14 protein-coding genes are annotated in these 16,470 nt (G+C 66.5%); 8 read left to right on the top strand and 6 right to left on the bottom strand.

Annotation, left to right across the window (positions count from 1 at the left end):
• Positions 1–133 precede the first annotated feature (133 nt).
• Complete coding sequence (locus DW307_RS13770) at positions 134–1,204, top strand: NAD(P)-binding domain-containing protein (RefSeq protein ID WP_136024990.1); 1,071 nt, start codon at positions 134–136, stop codon at positions 1,202–1,204.
• Here DW307_RS13770 and DW307_RS13765 read toward each other — a convergent pair.
• The 3 genes from DW307_RS13765 to DW307_RS13755 form a co-directional block, all read right to left on the bottom strand.
• Complete coding sequence (locus DW307_RS13765; RefSeq protein WP_136024989.1) at positions 1,191–2,213, bottom strand: DUF2804 domain-containing protein; 1,023 nt, start codon at positions 2,211–2,213, stop codon at positions 1,191–1,193. The two genes, DW307_RS13770 and DW307_RS13765, sit on opposite strands and share 14 nt — an antisense overlap.
• Before the next feature lie 375 nt (positions 2,214–2,588).
• Positions 2,589–4,121: an MFS transporter gene (locus DW307_RS13760; protein ID WP_136024988.1), complete on the bottom strand. Its 1,533-nt coding sequence runs from the start codon at positions 4,119–4,121 to the stop codon at positions 2,589–2,591.
• Positions 4,118–5,350, bottom strand: a complete 1,233-nt coding sequence (locus DW307_RS13755) for an amidohydrolase (RefSeq protein ID WP_136024987.1) — start codon at positions 5,348–5,350, stop codon at positions 4,118–4,120. The genes DW307_RS13760 and DW307_RS13755 overlap by 4 nt, the downstream gene beginning before the upstream one ends.
• A 104-nt stretch (positions 5,351–5,454) precedes the next feature.
• Between DW307_RS13755 and DW307_RS13750 the strand changes: the two genes are divergently transcribed.
• A complete protein-coding gene (locus DW307_RS13750) occupies positions 5,455–6,486 on the top strand; it encodes an Lrp/AsnC family transcriptional regulator (RefSeq protein WP_029260191.1) in 1,032 nt (343 codons plus the stop codon).
• Positions 6,487–6,649: 163 nt separating this feature from the next.
• Here the strand turns inward: DW307_RS13750 and DW307_RS13745 are convergent, their stop codons facing one another.
• Complete coding sequence (locus DW307_RS13745; protein WP_231479818.1) at positions 6,650–7,156, bottom strand: aromatic ring-opening dioxygenase LigA; 507 nt, start codon at positions 7,154–7,156, stop codon at positions 6,650–6,652.
• A gap of 951 nt (positions 7,157–8,107) precedes the next feature.
• Here DW307_RS13745 and DW307_RS13740 point away from each other — a divergent pair.
• Entirely contained in the window at positions 8,108–8,605 is a 498-nt protein-coding gene (locus tag DW307_RS13740; protein ID WP_051667811.1) for a Rieske (2Fe-2S) protein, read from the top strand.
• Positions 8,606–9,042: 437 nt separating this feature from the next.
• Here the strand turns inward: DW307_RS13740 and DW307_RS18150 are convergent, their stop codons facing one another.
• Positions 9,043–9,399 carry a hypothetical protein gene (locus DW307_RS18150; RefSeq protein ID WP_168436350.1) on the bottom strand — a complete coding sequence of 119 codons (357 nt, stop codon included), beginning with the start codon at positions 9,397–9,399 and terminating at the stop codon, positions 9,043–9,045.
• A 52-nt stretch (positions 9,400–9,451) separates the two neighbouring features.
• Here DW307_RS18150 and DW307_RS18145 point away from each other — a divergent pair, with 52 nt between their 5' ends.
• From DW307_RS18145 to DW307_RS13715, 5 genes are all read left to right on the top strand, one after another.
• Positions 9,452–12,310 carry an Ig-like domain-containing protein gene (locus tag DW307_RS18145; protein WP_205810504.1) on the top strand — a complete coding sequence of 953 codons (2,859 nt, stop codon included), beginning with the start codon at positions 9,452–9,454 and terminating at the stop codon, positions 12,308–12,310.
• A 62-nt stretch (positions 12,311–12,372) separates the two neighbouring features.
• On the top strand, positions 12,373–13,164 hold the full coding sequence (locus tag DW307_RS13730) for a hypothetical protein (RefSeq protein ID WP_029260196.1): 792 nt from the start codon (positions 12,373–12,375) through the stop codon (positions 13,162–13,164).
• Positions 13,161–13,688 carry a hypothetical protein gene (locus DW307_RS13725; protein ID WP_021198544.1) on the top strand — a complete coding sequence of 176 codons (528 nt, stop codon included), beginning with the start codon at positions 13,161–13,163 and terminating at the stop codon, positions 13,686–13,688. Before DW307_RS13730 ends, DW307_RS13725 begins: the two co-directional genes overlap by 4 nt.
• 28 nt (positions 13,689–13,716) lie before the next feature.
• A complete protein-coding gene (locus DW307_RS13720; protein ID WP_021198545.1) occupies positions 13,717–14,373 on the top strand; it encodes an NAD(P)H-binding protein in 657 nt (218 codons plus the stop codon).
• 20 nt (positions 14,374–14,393) lie between these two features.
• Positions 14,394–15,602, top strand: a complete 1,209-nt coding sequence (locus DW307_RS13715; protein ID WP_240750659.1) for a glycoside hydrolase family 3 N-terminal domain-containing protein — start codon at positions 14,394–14,396, stop codon at positions 15,600–15,602.
• A 3-nt stretch (positions 15,603–15,605) separates the two neighbouring features.
• On the opposite strand, the gene DW307_RS13710 is transcribed toward DW307_RS13715, so the two are convergent.
• Positions 15,606–16,469: a hypothetical protein gene (locus tag DW307_RS13710; RefSeq protein WP_036271798.1), complete on the bottom strand. Its 864-nt coding sequence runs from the start codon at positions 16,467–16,469 to the stop codon at positions 15,606–15,608.
• Position 16,470 lies beyond the last annotated feature (1 nt).

Below are 16,470 nucleotides of genomic sequence, written 5' to 3'. Positions count from 1 at the left end.
GACCAGCCGGAGCAACTTGAAAAGAGTACTACACGAATCGACGCGAACACCAATCGGGGCGGGCATCCCGGGCGCGTCACCGTGGAGTGCGGTGGGGAGGAACAAGCGCGCGGCGCCGGGCGTTGAAACCGGCGTGAGCATCCTCGACAGTCTGGTGATCGGCGCAGGGCAGGCCGGCCTCTCGGCATCCTTCCACCTCTCGAGGCTGGGTATCTCGCATGTGGTTCTCGACGCCGACGGACAGCCCGGCGGCGCCTGGCAGCACCGGTGGGACGCGCTGACGATGCGCGATGTGCACGGCGTCGCCGAACTGCCCGGCGACACGCCGCCGCCCCGCGACGGTGCACGCGCCAACGAGGCCGTGCCCGCATACTTCGCGCGATACGAGAAGACGCACGAGCTCCCGGTGCTCCGCCCCGTGCGCGTGGAGCGCGTCGAGGACGTCGACGGCCGTCTCGTCGTGCGGGCGCGTGAGGGGGAGTGGACGACCCGCACCCTCGTGAATGCGACCGGCACCTGGACGCATCCGTTCCTCCCGCACTTCCCCGGCATGGAGACGTTCGTCGGTGAACAGCTGCACACCGTGGACTACCCGGGGCCCGAGCACTTCATCGGCAAGCGGGTGCTCGTCGTGGGCGGGGGAGCGTCGGCCGTGCAGTTCCTCGGGGCACTGGCGCCGATCACCGACACCCTGTGGGTGACCCGGCGCGAACCGGTGTGGCGCCATGACGACTTCACGCCGGAAGCGGGAGCCGCAGCCGTCGCCCTCGTCGAGCGGCGCGTCGCCGCCGGTCTCCCTCCCGAGAGCGTGGTCAGCGTCACCGGACTCATGCTCCGCCCACAGGAGCGGGAGGCCGAGCGTCTGGGTGCCTACGCCGACCGGCGCCCCCTGTTCGAACGGATCGAACCCGACGGCGTGCGCTGGGCAGACGGCAGCTTCGAGCAGGTCGACGTCATCCTGTGGGCCACCGGCTTCCGCCCCGCGATCAGTCACCTCGCACCTCTGCACCTGCGCAGTGCGGCCGGGGGCATCCAGCTCGACCGGAACGGTCGAGGTACGACGGCGGTCGCAGACCCCCGCGTGCAGTTGGTCGGCTACGGGCCGTCGGCGAGCACGATCGGCGCCAATCGTGCTGGTCGCTCGGCGGCGAAGGGAGTGCAGCGCGCGCTGCAGTCTGCAGGCGTGCGCATCACCAGCGGTTGAGCACCTCCTCCGCGAATCCCTCGATGCCGTCGACGCGCACCCGCGTTCCGTTCTCGTCGCGCACCCAGCCGGTCCAGACACCGAACAGTTGATCGGTCCGGCTCGAGATCACCAGCGCGTTCGTGTGCGAGTGCTTGTCGTAGAACGGGGTGAACACGAGGTCGGCGCTCGTCCCGTGCACGTGCCACGGACGCATGAAATGCTCGGAGTCGTAATCCCACACGAGCTCTTCACTGATCTTCGACAGCCGCCCGTCGATGAGCAGCGCGTTCTCCGTGGCACCCGAGCCGTCGGTCCACTTCGCACCGAGCTGCAACCCGATGACGCGGCCGTCGACGACACCGCTGGCCGCAGCCCAGTTCCAGCGCACGCGATACGGCCAGCGCCCGCGACCGTGGTCCAGTACGGCCCAGCTTCCGGTCGGCACGTCGTGCGCCACTCCGTCCACGGTCACTGTTCCGGTGGCCGGGCGTGCCACATCTTTGACCGTGTACTGGAAACGGAGGATCTCGTCGCCGAGGCGCCACGGCACGACGACACCGAGCGACTCGTGTGTCTCCAGACGACCGGCCAGCAGGTCGATCGAGACGCGGGGGGTGGAGGCGCGCAGGCGTGTTCCGTCGAAGGTCTCGTCGATGTCGACGGTGATCCGACGCGTGCGCGCTCGGGCAGGCCCCGCGCCGAGAGACGACGGGAGCGTCGCGCTGCGCCCTCCCGGCGAGATCACCGTCGTGCCGATGTCGTCACCGGTCGCGCGATCGAGCACCCACAACTCGTGCAGAGCCATGTAGTCGACGCACGAGACCGTGACGGCGACGATGTGCGACGGCGTCATCACGTTCCAGTACTCCCACCGCTTGTTGCGCCCCCAGTGGCCGCGGCCGGGGATACCCGAGGTGTCGTGAACCGGTGTGCGCGACCAGCCGAGAGCCTCCCGGTTCAGCATCCCGGTGGGCGTGGTGAGAGACACGTGCGCGGTGATCTCGCGCTCGATCAGCGGTGTGGGCATCATCGTCCTGCTGTCGGGAGGAACACCGTCTCGGGTCGGTGTCGTTGCCCTGAGTGTAGAGGACCGGGTGCGGAGGACCGAGCGCAGAGCACCGAGTGTCGAACAGGGGAGACCGCCGCGGATCGGTATGTCGTGGTGCTCGTCTTGGCGTTCGTCCGTGCTGAGACACCCGGTTGGGTAGTCGATCACGCCGGACGACAACCAGAGCACGACCAGCGTGAGCGTGCCGTCGAGGTGGCCGGACCCGAGTGCCTTCCCCATACGGGGCCCAGCGAGATGAAGCGGGCCGTCCGGCGCACCGCCGGCTCGAAGCTGAGACGGCGAGAGGAGGTGAGGCGCCGGGGCGGCGCCTCACCTCCTCACGATGCGCCGGCTTCAGCGCTTCTGCGCGGATACGGTGCTTTCCCCGGAGAAATCGTCCTCGTCGTTGTACTTGCGCCCCCTGGGGACGGTCGTGACGATCGAAACGATCGCGATCACCAGGAAGATCAGGTTCACCCCGCAGGCCACCATTGCGGCCTCACGCACGGCGACGTTCCCCTGCTCGCCGTGGAAGCTGATCAGACCCCGCAGCCAGGGGACGCCACCCGCCTCTGTGATCGATGTGAAGATCGTCAGTGAGATCGCGGCGCCGATGGCGGCGCCGAGCGACGATGCCATCTTGTAGATGCCCGCACCAGAGCCGGCCTGGCTCGCAGGCAGATTCGAAAGCGCCGCATCGGTCGACGGCGTGGCATAGAAGGCCAGGCCCACGCCGAACAATGTGTACGCGATCACGGCGAGAATCTCATATTGGCCGAGCATAAGGTTGGTCGGCATCAAGAGAACTGCGGTGAGAGCGACGACGAGGGTGCCCCAGACCATCGGCTTGCGTGGGCCGAAGCGACGCAGCATCTTTTCGCCCACGCGGATCAGAGCGATGATCGAGACCGCGTAGCCGAGAGTGAGCAAGCTGGCTTGGAGCGAGCCCAGCCCATTCGGTTCGGCAGCACGAAACAGCTGCTGCGAGACGAGGAGCAGGCCGATGGTCATATTCAGGATGAAGTTGGACAGCGTCGCACCTGTGAACGTAATGTTCTTGAACAGCGCCAAGTCGATGAACGGATTGTCGGTGTTACGTCGCTCGATGAGGATGAATGCCACAGCGGAAACTGCCACCACCGCCATGAGCGCCAGCGTTACCGGCGCGGTCCAGCCGATCTGACGGCCGAACGTGATGATGATCATCAGGGCCAGCGTCATCACCATGAAGGCCACGAGTCCGGGGACGTCGAACTTCCGGTGTCCTGTGGTCGGCGCCTTGCTCTCTGGCGTTCCCCAGATGAGAACGGTCGAAGCCAGCGAGACGACGATCGATGCGATGAAGATCCAGCGCCAGTTCTGCTCGGCCAGAAGCCCTCCGACGATCGCGGAGAGTCCTGAACCGCCCCACGAGCCGATCGACCACATCGAAACGGCGCGCTGCCGTCCTGGACCTTCCCAGTACGTTCGAACGAGGGCCATCGTGGCCGGCATGACAAGGGCGGCTGAGAAGCCCTGCAGTGCACGTCCGCCGAGCATCAGCGGAAGCGCGACGGGACCAGCTGCGGATACGACCAAGACCGAACCGACAATCCCGATGATGTTTCCGATGATCGCGATCCTCACCCGCCCTACCCGATCTGCCACTCCGCCCATGAGGACGATGAACAGCCCCGAGAACAGGGCAGTGATCGATACGGCAAGGTTCATCTGATCGGCGGTGATGTAGGTCTGATCGACGTTGATGTCTGCCAAGACCTCCTGCGCGACCGTTCCAAGGGACCCGGCGAACAGCCAGAAGGTGAAGACGCCGAGGACGATACCGATGAGCAGTTTCGGTGTGCCGCGGTAGTCGGGCGCCGCGGTGGCGCTGGTGCTGGCGCTCATCGTGTCGCCTCCGTGTTCTCACCGAGGTATGCCAGGGCCGCAGTCACCAACGCCTCAGTGCCCGTTCTCAGCGTCGGCTGCATCTGGGGAGCGAAGAGAGGGGAGTGGTTCGGCGGTGCGACGACCCCCGATGGGAACCCGCCGAGTCCCCAGTACGTGTAGGGAATGCCGAAGGCCTCCGGAATCCGAGAGAAATCCTCGCTCGCGGCCAATGGTGTGAGGGCACCCACCCGCGTGTCGCCGAGGCGAAGGCGCATCGCATTGGCCACTCGTTGCGTCGTGGCAGGGTCGTTGTCAGTGAGCGGGAATTGATCGTAGTACTCGAACTCCGGCTCTCGAGGGCAGGCGGACGCTGCGCATTCCGCACGTACGATCCGTTCGATCGCTGCGACGATCTGATCGCGGATATCGGACGAATACGCGCGGGTGTTCACCAGGAGCTCCGCGTGATCGGAGATGACGTTGCTCTTCGAGCCTGCGTGCACAGCGCCGACGGTGACGACGGCTCGCTCGCCGGGTGGCAACTCACGGGACACGATGCTCTGCAGCCGTTGGATCACGGCCGCGGCGACGATCACGGGGTCGACGCCGAGATTCGGCATCGCACCGTGGGAACCCTGACCGTGGATCATGATGCGGATGCTGTCCGCGCAGGCCAGGCTCGGCCCAGCGACCACTGCGATGGTGCCCGTCTCGATTCCGAGCACATGCTGGGCGAGAGCGACATCCGGTCGAGGGATCGCGTCGAGCAGCCCGGCGTCGATCATCGCCTGTGCTCCAGCGGCAGTCTCCTCCGCCGGCTGGAACACGACGATGAGTGAGCCATTCCACGCATTCTGCCGTTCGGCCATCAGCCGCGCCGCACCGAGCAGAGCAGCGACATGTATGTCGTGCCCGCACGCGTGCATGACGCCGACGGCATTCCCGTCCCCATCCTGAGCCGTCACCGTGGACGCGTAGGGCAACCCGGTCTGCTCCGTCACCGGGAGCGCGTCCATATCGGCACGCAGCAGCACTCGCGGCCCGTCCCCATTTGCAAGAACTCCGACGACCCCACCACCGATGTGATGCACGTCGTAACCGAAGCCGTCGAGGTGGTGTGCGGTCACCCCGACTGTGCGCTCTTCGTGGGAGCTCAGTTCAGGGTGGCGGTGAAGATCGAGGTAGATCAGTTCCTGCCAGTCTCGTATCGCATCGAGTTCGACGAGAACTCTGTCCGCGGATGTCATCGTTCGTGACCTTTCATCGTGGGATTCTGGACAGTCATCACGGTAGATATTCACGGGCTTGCGGCCGTCCCGGATGTCGAGTTCGACGTCAGACTGGGGTCACGATGAAGAATGATGCCCTCGACGCCCTGGACTTACGGTTGATCAGCGCACTCCAGGCACGCCCCCGGGCGTCGTGGTCGTCACTCGCGCAGGCACTGGGATCAAGCGATGCAACGCTCGCGCGCCGGTGGGAGACGCTGAAGGACGAAGGCGTCGCATGGATGACCGTCGCACCGAACCTCTCGCTCGGGCATGGCTCGCTGGCGATGGGGATGGCACTCGTCGAGGTGCGTGTCAAGAGCGGATGCCTGACGAGCACCGCAGCCTCACTTGCCGCGCACCCCGAGATCGCGACGATCGAGGTCACCGCTGGGGCGCGGAGTCTGATGCTCACCGTGATAGCCGGAAGCCCTCAGGCGTTATCCGACTTCCTCCTCGATTCGCTCGACGCGCATCCCTTCGTCGATGGCATCCGCTCGTACCCTGCGAGCTGGACATACCGAGATGCGAGCAGATGGCGCGTCTTCGCCGGCGCCGCCGGCGACCAGCACGACAGGCGTGCGAGGCCAGGTGCCCGCACCCGTCCCCGACTCCCGCACCGCGATCTTGCCGAGTCCATCGCGGCGGTGCTTGCGCAGGATGGTCGCGCCACGGCGGATCATGTCGCCAAGGCGTTGGATATTGGCATCCGCACCGCGCGGACTGGTCTCGCACAGCTCACCGCATCCGGGGAGATCCGCTTCCGCACAGAGGTGTCGCGGGCTTTGGCCGGCTGGCCTGTATGCGCGTGGTTCCTTGTCTCGTCGTCAGCGGCCCACAGGGAGAGAGACGTTCGCACGCTGGCCGCTATGCCGGAGTGCCGGGCGGTGATGCACACCATCGGCCCGTTCGACCTCGCCGCGGTGACCTGGATGCGCGAGCTCGCAGACGTGGACGTCATCGAGGCAGCAATCGAGGACAACGTGCCGCCGGCGCGGATTCACGATCGAGTTCTCGTGCTCCGCACCGTGAAGTTGATGGGGCGTGTACTGGACACCGTAGGCCGCAGCGAGAAGCACATTCCGCTCCCCGTGTACTTGAATCTACGCGGCTGAGCACCAAAAATGCTCGCCGGAGCAACCGTGAGCAGGAACACGAGCGTAGCCAGCCACCTGCCTGTGGTGGCTGGCTACTCGGCCAATGCGACCTCGCACGGGTGCGATGACGTGGAGGACGGGCCGCTCGCCTGGAAACTCCCATCCGGGCGCTAGCAAAGCGTCAGGTCGTTGCAGTGCTCCTCGCAACGGAGAGGGCCCGCAGTGCCCACCCGAACAGTGCCGACAGCGCGCCGATGCCTATGGCGAAGGCCGCGACGCCGAAAGAGACGACGGAGGTGAACAGCGACGCACGCAAGAACGAGGCGTTCATCACGGTCGCTCGGACCGGATCATCGGTGGCCAGCTCTGAGTAGGTGCTACCGTCCGACGCTGCAAGCGCGTGGTGCTGGATGATGTCGGCTTGAACGAATGCGGTGAAAGGGCCAGCGACAGTCTGCCCCTGGAACGCGATCGCGTCGTCTGGAATCGTGATGTTCTCGGCACGCAGTTGCACGGAGACCATGACCCACACCACTACGCCGACGATGATGAGCGCGATGCCCCCGATGATGCCTAGCGTTCCGATGAGCTTCACGCCCTTCATCGCGCGACCTGATGGTGCGACAGAGCCTTCGGACTGTTGTGCGTGTTGCGACACGACGAACTCCTTCTCATTCGGAACGTACATCCTCACGCTAGATCCGTCCGCGATCGAGTGCCGGGTCGGTAGGCCAGAAATAAGCGGGTTCTGAGAGTCGACGTCAGCTCGGACCCACCTCACCAGCATCACCGAGCATCGATGCGTCCGCTTCATACGCATCAGCCGTCGACTTGCCTCGCGGTCTCGCGACTGGTCATACCTAATCCACCGCGTCTCTCCCCCCAAGTCGAGACGAAACGACACATCCCTGTCGGGTGACTTCCTTAGCGTGGACGGCGAAGCCGACCGTCGGCCCCCGCTCAATGTTCAGGACCGCATCATCAGACCCGCCGTCAACACCCCATGCGAAGTGCCCTCTACCGTCCGCATCTCGGACATCGTCGTGAGCGGATGCGGGCGGGTCTACGCATTCCCTCCGGATCTGCCCCAAGCGGCCCGCGTGGCGGGCCTCGGCCACCCACGCTACAGAGTCGGCTATGTGGATCGCGTCGGCGCCGGCTGGCTCCCGCGGGACTTGGGTAACCGTATCGCCGGACACCGGACACCGGACACGGTCGCGCTTGCACGCTGTCTGCTCGGTCGTAGCGAAGGCTGGCGTATCGATCAGTACCCGATCCGATCTCCGGAAAGCTGCTGTCTTCAGAGTGGGCGTCGCTGACGCGAATGAGAGCTCCTTCGTGATCCATTTGGATCCCCTCGGAACCGTCAAGCTCGGCCACCGGACCCCGGATGATCGCATCCGATTCGACAGGGAGCTGGGAGCCGTGTGGGCCACAGGGACTCAGTATGCGGCGCTCGGCTTGGGCCAGTACAGCGACACCCGAACGCTGCACCGAACGATCGGTGCAGCGGTCCATGCACTCCGACGACTCGACACCGCTACAGGTGCTCTTACCCACGCCGAGCCGTGACGTCCCGTTTCCGCAGCCCGCGAGCAAACGGTCCGGACCGGCGAGAAGGACAAGGATTCACACCATCATGGACGTCTTCTCCCGCCGCACGCGGCCCTCGAACGCACACTGCGTGACTGAGGTCACCCTGGCGCCTCGCGAGGTCGATGAGAAGGAACTCGACTTCCTGTTCGGACGGCCAGCACAGTTGCCAAAGCGCCGCTCGACCCGCCGCACCGCGAAGCAGGCGCCGGAGGTCCACGCCGTGACGCAGAGCACGTCGGTGAGCCTGGGCAAGGTGGTGCCTTTTCGTGTTTCTGGCGCCGCTGCCGTCGTGAGCATCGCTCGAACGGCCGATGCGCTCTATGCATTCGCGGAACAGTGTCCTCATGACCGGGCGCCGCTCTCGGACGGCCTGCTCACCAGGCGTTTCATCATGTGTCCTGCCGAGGGATCGCTGTTCGACTTGGCGTCTGGGGCCGTCGTTGCGGGGCCAGCATCGACCTCACTCGTCGTATTCGAGGTGTGGGAACGAGATGGCACGATCTTCATCCGCGACAACCAGCGGGTGCTCGCGAACGCCTGACGGTGAGAAGATCGCGTCCGCTTCGCGTCTGCTGTTCAACTGATGGGTTCCGCAATCGAAGAGGGGCTGTCACACTGAGGACCGCGACGCAGTCGGTCGTGCCGAGTTCGATCGAGAACTGCATGTGCTGGAGGAACGATGAACGTCTCCGCAATCCAAGAGCAAGAGCCGGCCCGATTCCGCCGCGGGATCGTCAGCGTCGTCGTGTTATCACTGGCCGCTGCAGCAAGCCTGTTCGGTGCTGCTCCGGCTTCGGCAGCACCTGGTGTCCTGACAAGCGTCGCGCTCTCCGTGACATCCGATGGAACAGCCCCTTTCTCGGCATCGGACGGTCCGGGTCTGGATTCGTCAGCCTCGAACGGTGTGGTGCGAACGAACGACTCGGTCACCTACCGGTGGGAGTACGCGATCGCCACGGCAGGTGATGTGACATTCATTCAAGCGCTTCCTGCCGGCATGCGTTGGGAGCCGAGTTCCACGGCCTCATGCCTCGAAGGGGCAGGTGCGATCGACACGTCCGGGTCAACGCTCACATGCACGCTCCCCGAGCTGGCGTCCGGTACCGGCGCGTACCCCGTGACGGCGACCGTCCTGACCGTCCCGGATTCATCCCTCCTGGAATCCGTTGTCACCTCTGGAGCCTTCCAGTCGGCCCCCGCCATCGTCACAGCGTCCGCGGCGCCGCGACTGGCACCCGATCTGCAGACCTCCGGTGCCACGGCGGCGGCCAACGGTCCGGGGGATTCCAGCGACATCGCGGGATACAACATCGCGATGACGGCGGATTTGTTCATGCCGATCGACTCTGCGACGGGAACCCGCGGTCTCGAACCCGGTGCGACGCCCTTGACGTTCCAGATCGTGCTTCCGGGTAACTTCGCCGGCGGGCTGCTTGCGGCGGGGACGAATTGCACCACGAACACAGGTGAAGCGCCGCTGGGTGGTGGAGGTGGTAGTTCCGCTGTCGTGGACTCCGGGGCAGTCGTATGCGCCCAGGCCGGGGGCGCCGGCTCGCCGATCACCGTCACGTTCGAGAGCCCGGACCAGACTCTCTCCAGCTACCCCACGAACATCGGATCCCATAATCCCGGCGCGTACTTCGCCGCGTCCCGGATCGTGGTGTGGTTCCCGGCCTCATCGTTCCCCGTGGGCGTCGTGACGACCGGGACGTTCCAACTGACGGGCTTTGCGCCGCTCGGCGCCACAGGAGCTGCGAACTACGGTGGCTTCGCGCCCGGACAGGAACCTGGGGCTGCTTGTGAGACGGTGCCCGCTCGGAACTGCGTCTCCGTGAATGTCCTGCGGGCGGGAACTCCGCAGCTCTCAGGCGGGACTGCTTTGACGACGAGTTCCACCGCCTTCTCGGCTCCGCTCCCCGACGCTTCCAGCGCTACCTCGAATGATGGTCCCATCTATTTCGGCCAGGACTACTACGGGGTCGCGGCGATGAACACCACAGCGGCGAGCCCGGACGCGTTCAATGCGCGAAGCTGCATCACCTGGGATCCCGCGCTTCACACAATCGACGCGGAACGTGCTCCGAACGCGACGCGCAACGGCGGCTCGACGACCAACGTGGTTCTCGAGTACGGCAACACGGCCTACCCGGATGATGCGGCGCGTCGGGGACCGAACTGCGGCTCAGCCGGTGATGCCGCGGCGGGCTGGTTCGCGAACATCGCCGAGGCGGGAGGACCCGGCGCTGTCACGGCAGTGCGAGTGCGTTTCCTGGACCCTGCCCCGGGAAGCACGGGAATGAACCTGTTCGTGCCTTTCACCCGGACAGAGATCGACACTGCCCCCGGGACGCCGATACCGATCTTCAGCAACTTCACCGCAGATGATGCCCCTATCGCCAACTCGTCGTACAACCCCGCGACGAATACGGGAGCGAACGGAGCCCGCGGCCTTGCCGCTGACGCCAAGGTCCGTGCAAACACGACCTGGGACACCGAATCGGCCCAACCGGGCGAAGCGCACGAGATCACCATCACGCCCACTGTCACCAATGACTACGTGGTGCGCACCGCCGTCGACGTCGTGATCACCACCACTCTCAGTACTCCGTGCGCATCATTCCAGACGGGATCCGCATCCCGCCCTCCCTCGTCGATCACACCTGCGACGGTGAACTGCGCCGGCGGCGGGGTCGGCCAAACCATCACCTGGAACCTCGGACCTGTCCCCACAGGGACAGCGCTGGCGCCCATCACTTTCACGGCAGTCCTCGATCCGGCCACCCCGTTCCCGGCAAGCGGTGATGCCACCACCGTGATCGCAAGCCCCTCCGACCCGGCCAGAGAAGCTGTACGCACGAGCAACGATGAGCTCATCGTCAACGCCGTCGCAGAGTTCACCGTAACGAAGACGGCATCCGTCGCCGCCGTCGCACCAGGAGTGCCGTTCACCTACACGATCGGCTGGGCGAACAGGCTCGCGACTTCTGTAGGGACTGCATCCTTCGTGGACGTCCTCCCCTTTGCCGGCGATATCCGAGGCACCGCAGGGCTGGGAGACCTCTCTGTCGAGTCGGTCGAACCACGTGACGGCACCACTGGCGTGGCCGTCACATACACCGAAGACCCCTCAGCGAATGTCGAAGCCGCTATCGCCGTCGATCCATCCGGGGCAACCGGCATCAACTGGGTATCAGCTCAACCTCCCACCGTCACAGCCATCCGCTTCATAACCCCGGAGCTGACGCCCGGTACGGTCCAGGCGATGGACATAACGCTCACCGCTGTGGCGCTCGCACGCAGCGGTGTCATGGTCAACGACGTGTGGGGCGAAGTCACCGAGATCCCGATCCCCATCACCGCCGCCGCCGCAATCGAACTGGAGTCCGCAGCATCAGAGGTATCCGGATTCGTGTTCCACGACATCGATCGCTCAGGAGACCTCTCCGCAGGCGACACGCCCGTCGTGAGCCCTGTCGTCCAGATCATTGACGGATACTCCTACGGCGCCAACGGAATCGACGACGGCGGAGGCGGGGATGACATCGCCCTCGCGTCGGTGTTGACCGCCGACTCCAGCGCTGACGGCACCTACCTGTTTCCAAGCGTGTCGGCCGGAAGCTACGCGGTCACCGTCGTGCCGCCCACCGGTACGAGCCTCGCAATACTCCCACCGCTGCCGGTGCGGGTCGCCCCGAACACCAGCATCACGGATGTCGATTTCGGCGTCCGCGCGAACGCGGATGCGGGGTCGTCGAGGATTGTCGCGGATCCTGTCGTGATCATCGCGGATGGGGTGTCGACCTCGACTATCACGGTGAGCTTGCTCGACGAGAACGGGAACCCGGTGACCGACGCGGGGGATGTCGTGACGATGTCTACGGACGCTGGCACGCTCGGTCCCGTGACCGACAACGGAGACGGCACCTACACGGCCATGCTGACCTCCTCGACGACCGTCGAGACCGCGACGATCGGCTTTGCCGTGGATGAGGTCGCTGGTGACGCGACGGCGACCGTCGACTTCATCGCCGGACCGCCGGCACCTCCGAACCCACCAGCACCCCCGGGACCGCCCCTCCCTGCGACCGGTATCGAGATCGGGGGAGGTTTCGTCACCGCGCTTGCTCTCGTACTGCTCGGACTCGTCTTCTTGCTCCGTCGCCGAAACCTCCGCGTGGGAACCGGGGATCTGGTGTTCGTGCCCTCCCTGACCGAACTGATTCCAGGTGATGGTGATCAGCGCTAGGTGCGAAGAGCACACCGGAAACCATGCACGGGAGCAGATCGGCTCCTGGCTACGCTGAGGGCATGCTCCGCATCCTGTTCTTCGTCGTCTGGCTGCTGCTGTCCGCCTGGCTCGTGGTCTGGGTCGGGGAGGGGCTGTTCGGCATCGATCAGAGACAGTCGATCCTTCCGTTCTCGGGAGAGGACACACTGGGCGCTCCGATCATCATCGGTGTGGCGTGGGGTCTGCTGCTGACCTTCGGCGGGATCCTGTCGGGGCTCGGGCGCCGTAAGCGGGTGCGCGGAGAGACGCAGATCGGAGTGGGCACGATCGTCGAGGTCGCCCGCACCGGTCTCACCGTCAACGACGTGCCGCAGTACGACCTGTTCATCCGGGTGACACCGAGCACCGCAGAGGAGTTCATCGCGCAGCTGCGCACGCTGGTCGACGCCTCTGATCTCGCCGGCCTGCAGGTCGGGCTCCCGGTACCCGTGCGGTACAGCCTCACGGACCAGGACACGGTGGAGCTCGCCGACCTGAACGACCCCACGGTGCGGGACGCGATGCTGCAATGGCGGATCGAACGGGGGCTGATCGATCCGCGGCAGGTGCGGGCGCGCACGAGCGGCACCCCGGTGACGGCATCCGTGCTCGAGGTGCGACCGACGGGGCGGCGTCGTGAGGGGCAGAGCGAGCTCGCCCTGCGCGTGCTGATGGCGCCGGAGGGGGCGGCGACCTGGGAAGCGGACACCACGGTCTTCGTGTACCCGCAGGCCATTCCGCACCTGCAGGTCGGAGCCCCGGTCTGGGCGTTCTATCGGCGTGAGGACCCGCAGACCGTCGCCGTGACGATCGAGAAGGAGGAGGGGCGATGAACCCGATGGACACGCTCATCTGGCTCGTGAACTTCCCGGCGTCGCACGGATACGCGATGGTGTTCATCGCCGGTTTCTCGATCCTCGGCCTGTTCGCGCTGTCGGCGCGGGGAGCGATGCCCGGCGGGGAGCTGCGGGCCATCCGCGAGCGGGAGGGGCTGCTGCGTGCGGATCAGCGTCCGCGAGGCCGCGTCGGGGGAGGAATCGTGCGCATCGGCGCGCGCATCCTCGCTTTCCTCATGCTCGCCTCCCTGGTGATCGGCATCCTCAGCCTCGCCGGCGTGCCCCTCACCCGTGCGTACATCTACGACAACGGCCGACCGACGGCGGCGACTCTGGATGGTGACTGGGTGACGTTCACGACGGCCGAAGGCGTCGAATACACGCTGGAGAGCAACTTCTTCACCCCCGCTGTGTATCCCGACCGCGACGCGTACATACCCGGCGGTCAGCTGATCGTCGTGCGCTACCTTTCGAGCCATCCACAGGCGTTCGTGATCGACAGCGACCAGACCCCGCGCTGAGTGCGGAGGGGGCGCGTAGGGTGAAGGCATGTCGCGAATCATCGTCTTCGGCGGCCACGGCCGCATCGCCCTCCTGCTCGCGCCGCTCCTCGTCGCACGGGGAGACGAGGTGACCGGGGTGATCCGCAACCCTGACCATTCCTCCGATGTCGAAGCCGGCGGTGCGAAAGCGCTCGTCGCCGACATCGAGAACATGGATGTCGAGGCGCTCGCCGAGATCATCCGCGGTCATGACGCCGTCGTCTGGTCGGCCGGCGCCGGTGGCGGATCGGCCGAACGCACCTACGCGGTCGACCGCGACGCCGCGCAGCGTTCCATGGACGCGGCAGAACGCGCGGGCGTCCGACGGTACGTGATGGTGTCATGGCTCGGGTCCACCGCTGATCACGGTGTGCCGGAAGGCGACTCCTTCTTCCCCTATGCAGACGCGAAGTGGGCCGCCGACGAGCACCTGCGTGGCACCGGTCTGGAGGGCACGATCCTCGCGCCGGGCACGCTCACCTTCGACGATCCCACCGGTCGGATCCAGCTCGATCCGGACGGTCGTGGAGCCGTCGCGCGTGCCGACGTCGCTGCCGTGATCGCTGCGTCCCTGCACGAACCGTGCACGGTCGGCCGGACCATCCGCTTCGGGAACGGCGACGCCGACTCGGCGGTGCCGATCGCCGAGGCGCTGTCCTGCTGAGACACGCCACTTCGCGCGACATGGAGAATCGGCGCCGGGGACGGACGGCGAGCGCACTCGCGCTCGCCGCGGTGATGGGGCTCTTCGTCTCGTCGGCCGCCTCAGCGTCGGCGGTGGGCGCACCCTCGACGTCGGGCATCCCCGAGTCCACGGTGTCGACCAGCGGATCTGACCTGCTCACCGCACGTGCGAAGGCGCGGGTGAAGGAGATGTCCGTGGCGGAACAGGCAGCGACGGTGGTCATGGGGCACGTGGCAGGAACGGACCCGTCCGCCCTTCGGTCGTACATGGAGTCCGGACTGGGAGGATTCATCCTCATGGGGGCCAATATCCCCGCGACCGAAGCGGAGTTGCAGGCGCTCACGACGGCGCTGACGGTCGATCCCGGTCTGCCACCGCTCATCGCCGTGGACCAGGAGGGCGGCTTCGTCTCCCGACTGCACGGTGACGGCTTCCCTGCCTCCCCCTCCCTGAAGGGGCTTCCGGTCGCCGAGACGTCCGCGGCGTTCACCGCGCGGGGCTCTCTGGTGGCGCGAGCGGGCATCACCGTGAATTTCGGAACGGTCGCCGACTACACGGACGATCCCGGCTCGTTCATCCACGGTCGCGCGCTCGGCACAGACCCTGCCGCGGCGGCGGAGCGCGTGGCGGCGGCAACCGTCGCGCAGGAGCAGTTCGTCGCCTCGACCCTCAAACACTTCCCCGGCCACGGCGCGGCTCCGGGTGACTCTCATCACGCGATCCCGAGCACCACGATGGGAATCGAGGAATGGCGCGGCACCGCGGCCGTGCCGTTCGCCGCCGGTATCGACGCCGGGGCCTCGCTGCTGATGTACGGGCATCTCGCCTACGCGGCGGTCGATCCGCTGCCGGCATCCCTCTCGCCGCGGTGGCATGAGATCGCGAGAGACGAGCTCGGCTTCACCGGGGTGGCGGTGACCGACGACCTCGGCATGCTGCTGTCTTCGGGAGATCCGGCCTATGCCGACCCGGTCACGAACGCGGTGGCGGCGATCGCTGCGGGGAACGACCTCGTGTTGATGATCGCGGGGTCCGACGCGCAGACAGCCGGATCGATGGTCGCCGGCATCGCAGCGGCGGTCGAAGCGGGGACGCTTCCGCCCGAGCGGCTCGAGGAGGCGGCGACACGCGTGATCGCGCTCCGGATGCAGAGCGCCGCGGCCACCGCCCGCTGGTCGATCTGCGAGGACTGCGAACCGGTGGGCTGACGCTCAGGCCGCCTCGCGAGCTCCGTCGCCGAGCCAGGCGTTCAGCAGCGCTGCGCGCAGAGCGGCACCCCGGTCCGCGAACCCTCGCTGCCGACGGACGTACTCGGCCTTGCCCTCGGTCGTCTCGATGCGGACCGGGGCCACGTCCCATGCCGAGAGATCGTACGGCGCGGCCTGCATGTCGAGCAGTCGGATGTCGCGGGCGAGCTCGAACGAATCCAGGAGGAGTTCGCCGGGGATGAGGGGCCCGAGTTTCGTCGCCCACTTGTACAGGTCCATCCCCGCGTGCAGGCAACCGGGCTGCTCGAACAGGGGCTGGTCGTCGCGGCTCAACGGTGTGCGGTTGCGGGGGACCGCTTCGGGGGTGAAGAAGCGGAATGCGTCGAAATGGGTGCAACGCAGCTCATGATTCTCGACGACGGCATCCGTGCCCGCCTGCCCGAGTCGCAACGGCACCGCGTGGCGATGCTCGTCCGCGCGGTACACCATCGCCCATTCGTGCAGGCCGAAGCAGCCGAACTGTCCGGGGCGGGATGCGGTGCGGCGGAGCATGCGCTCGATGAGCGCGGCCAACTCCGTCTTCTCTGCGCCGAAAGTCGCCGCATCCGGCACGACGCTGCCGGGCGATCGCCCGGGGGAGTACCACCGCCAGTCGCGGCGTTCCGGCGCATCGGCGAGTTCGACACCGGCCCCCGGATGCCATCGACGCAGGTGCGCGGGCTTGTACGAGTAGTAGGTGAAGAGGAAGTCCCACACCGGATGCTTCTCCGCCCGCGTCGCCCGTTCGCGGTGCGCCGCGGTGAGGGCGTCGGCTCGTTCACGATGCGCCTCCTCGCGGAGGGTCCAGTCCGGGCGGGCGATGGTCATG

It is taken from the genome of Microbacterium sp. K27 (assembly GCF_004794435.1).
GTDB lineage: Bacteria > Actinomycetota > Actinomycetes > Actinomycetales > Microbacteriaceae > Microbacterium > Microbacterium maritypicum_A.
This window is presented reverse-complemented; position numbering and strand designations above follow the sequence as displayed.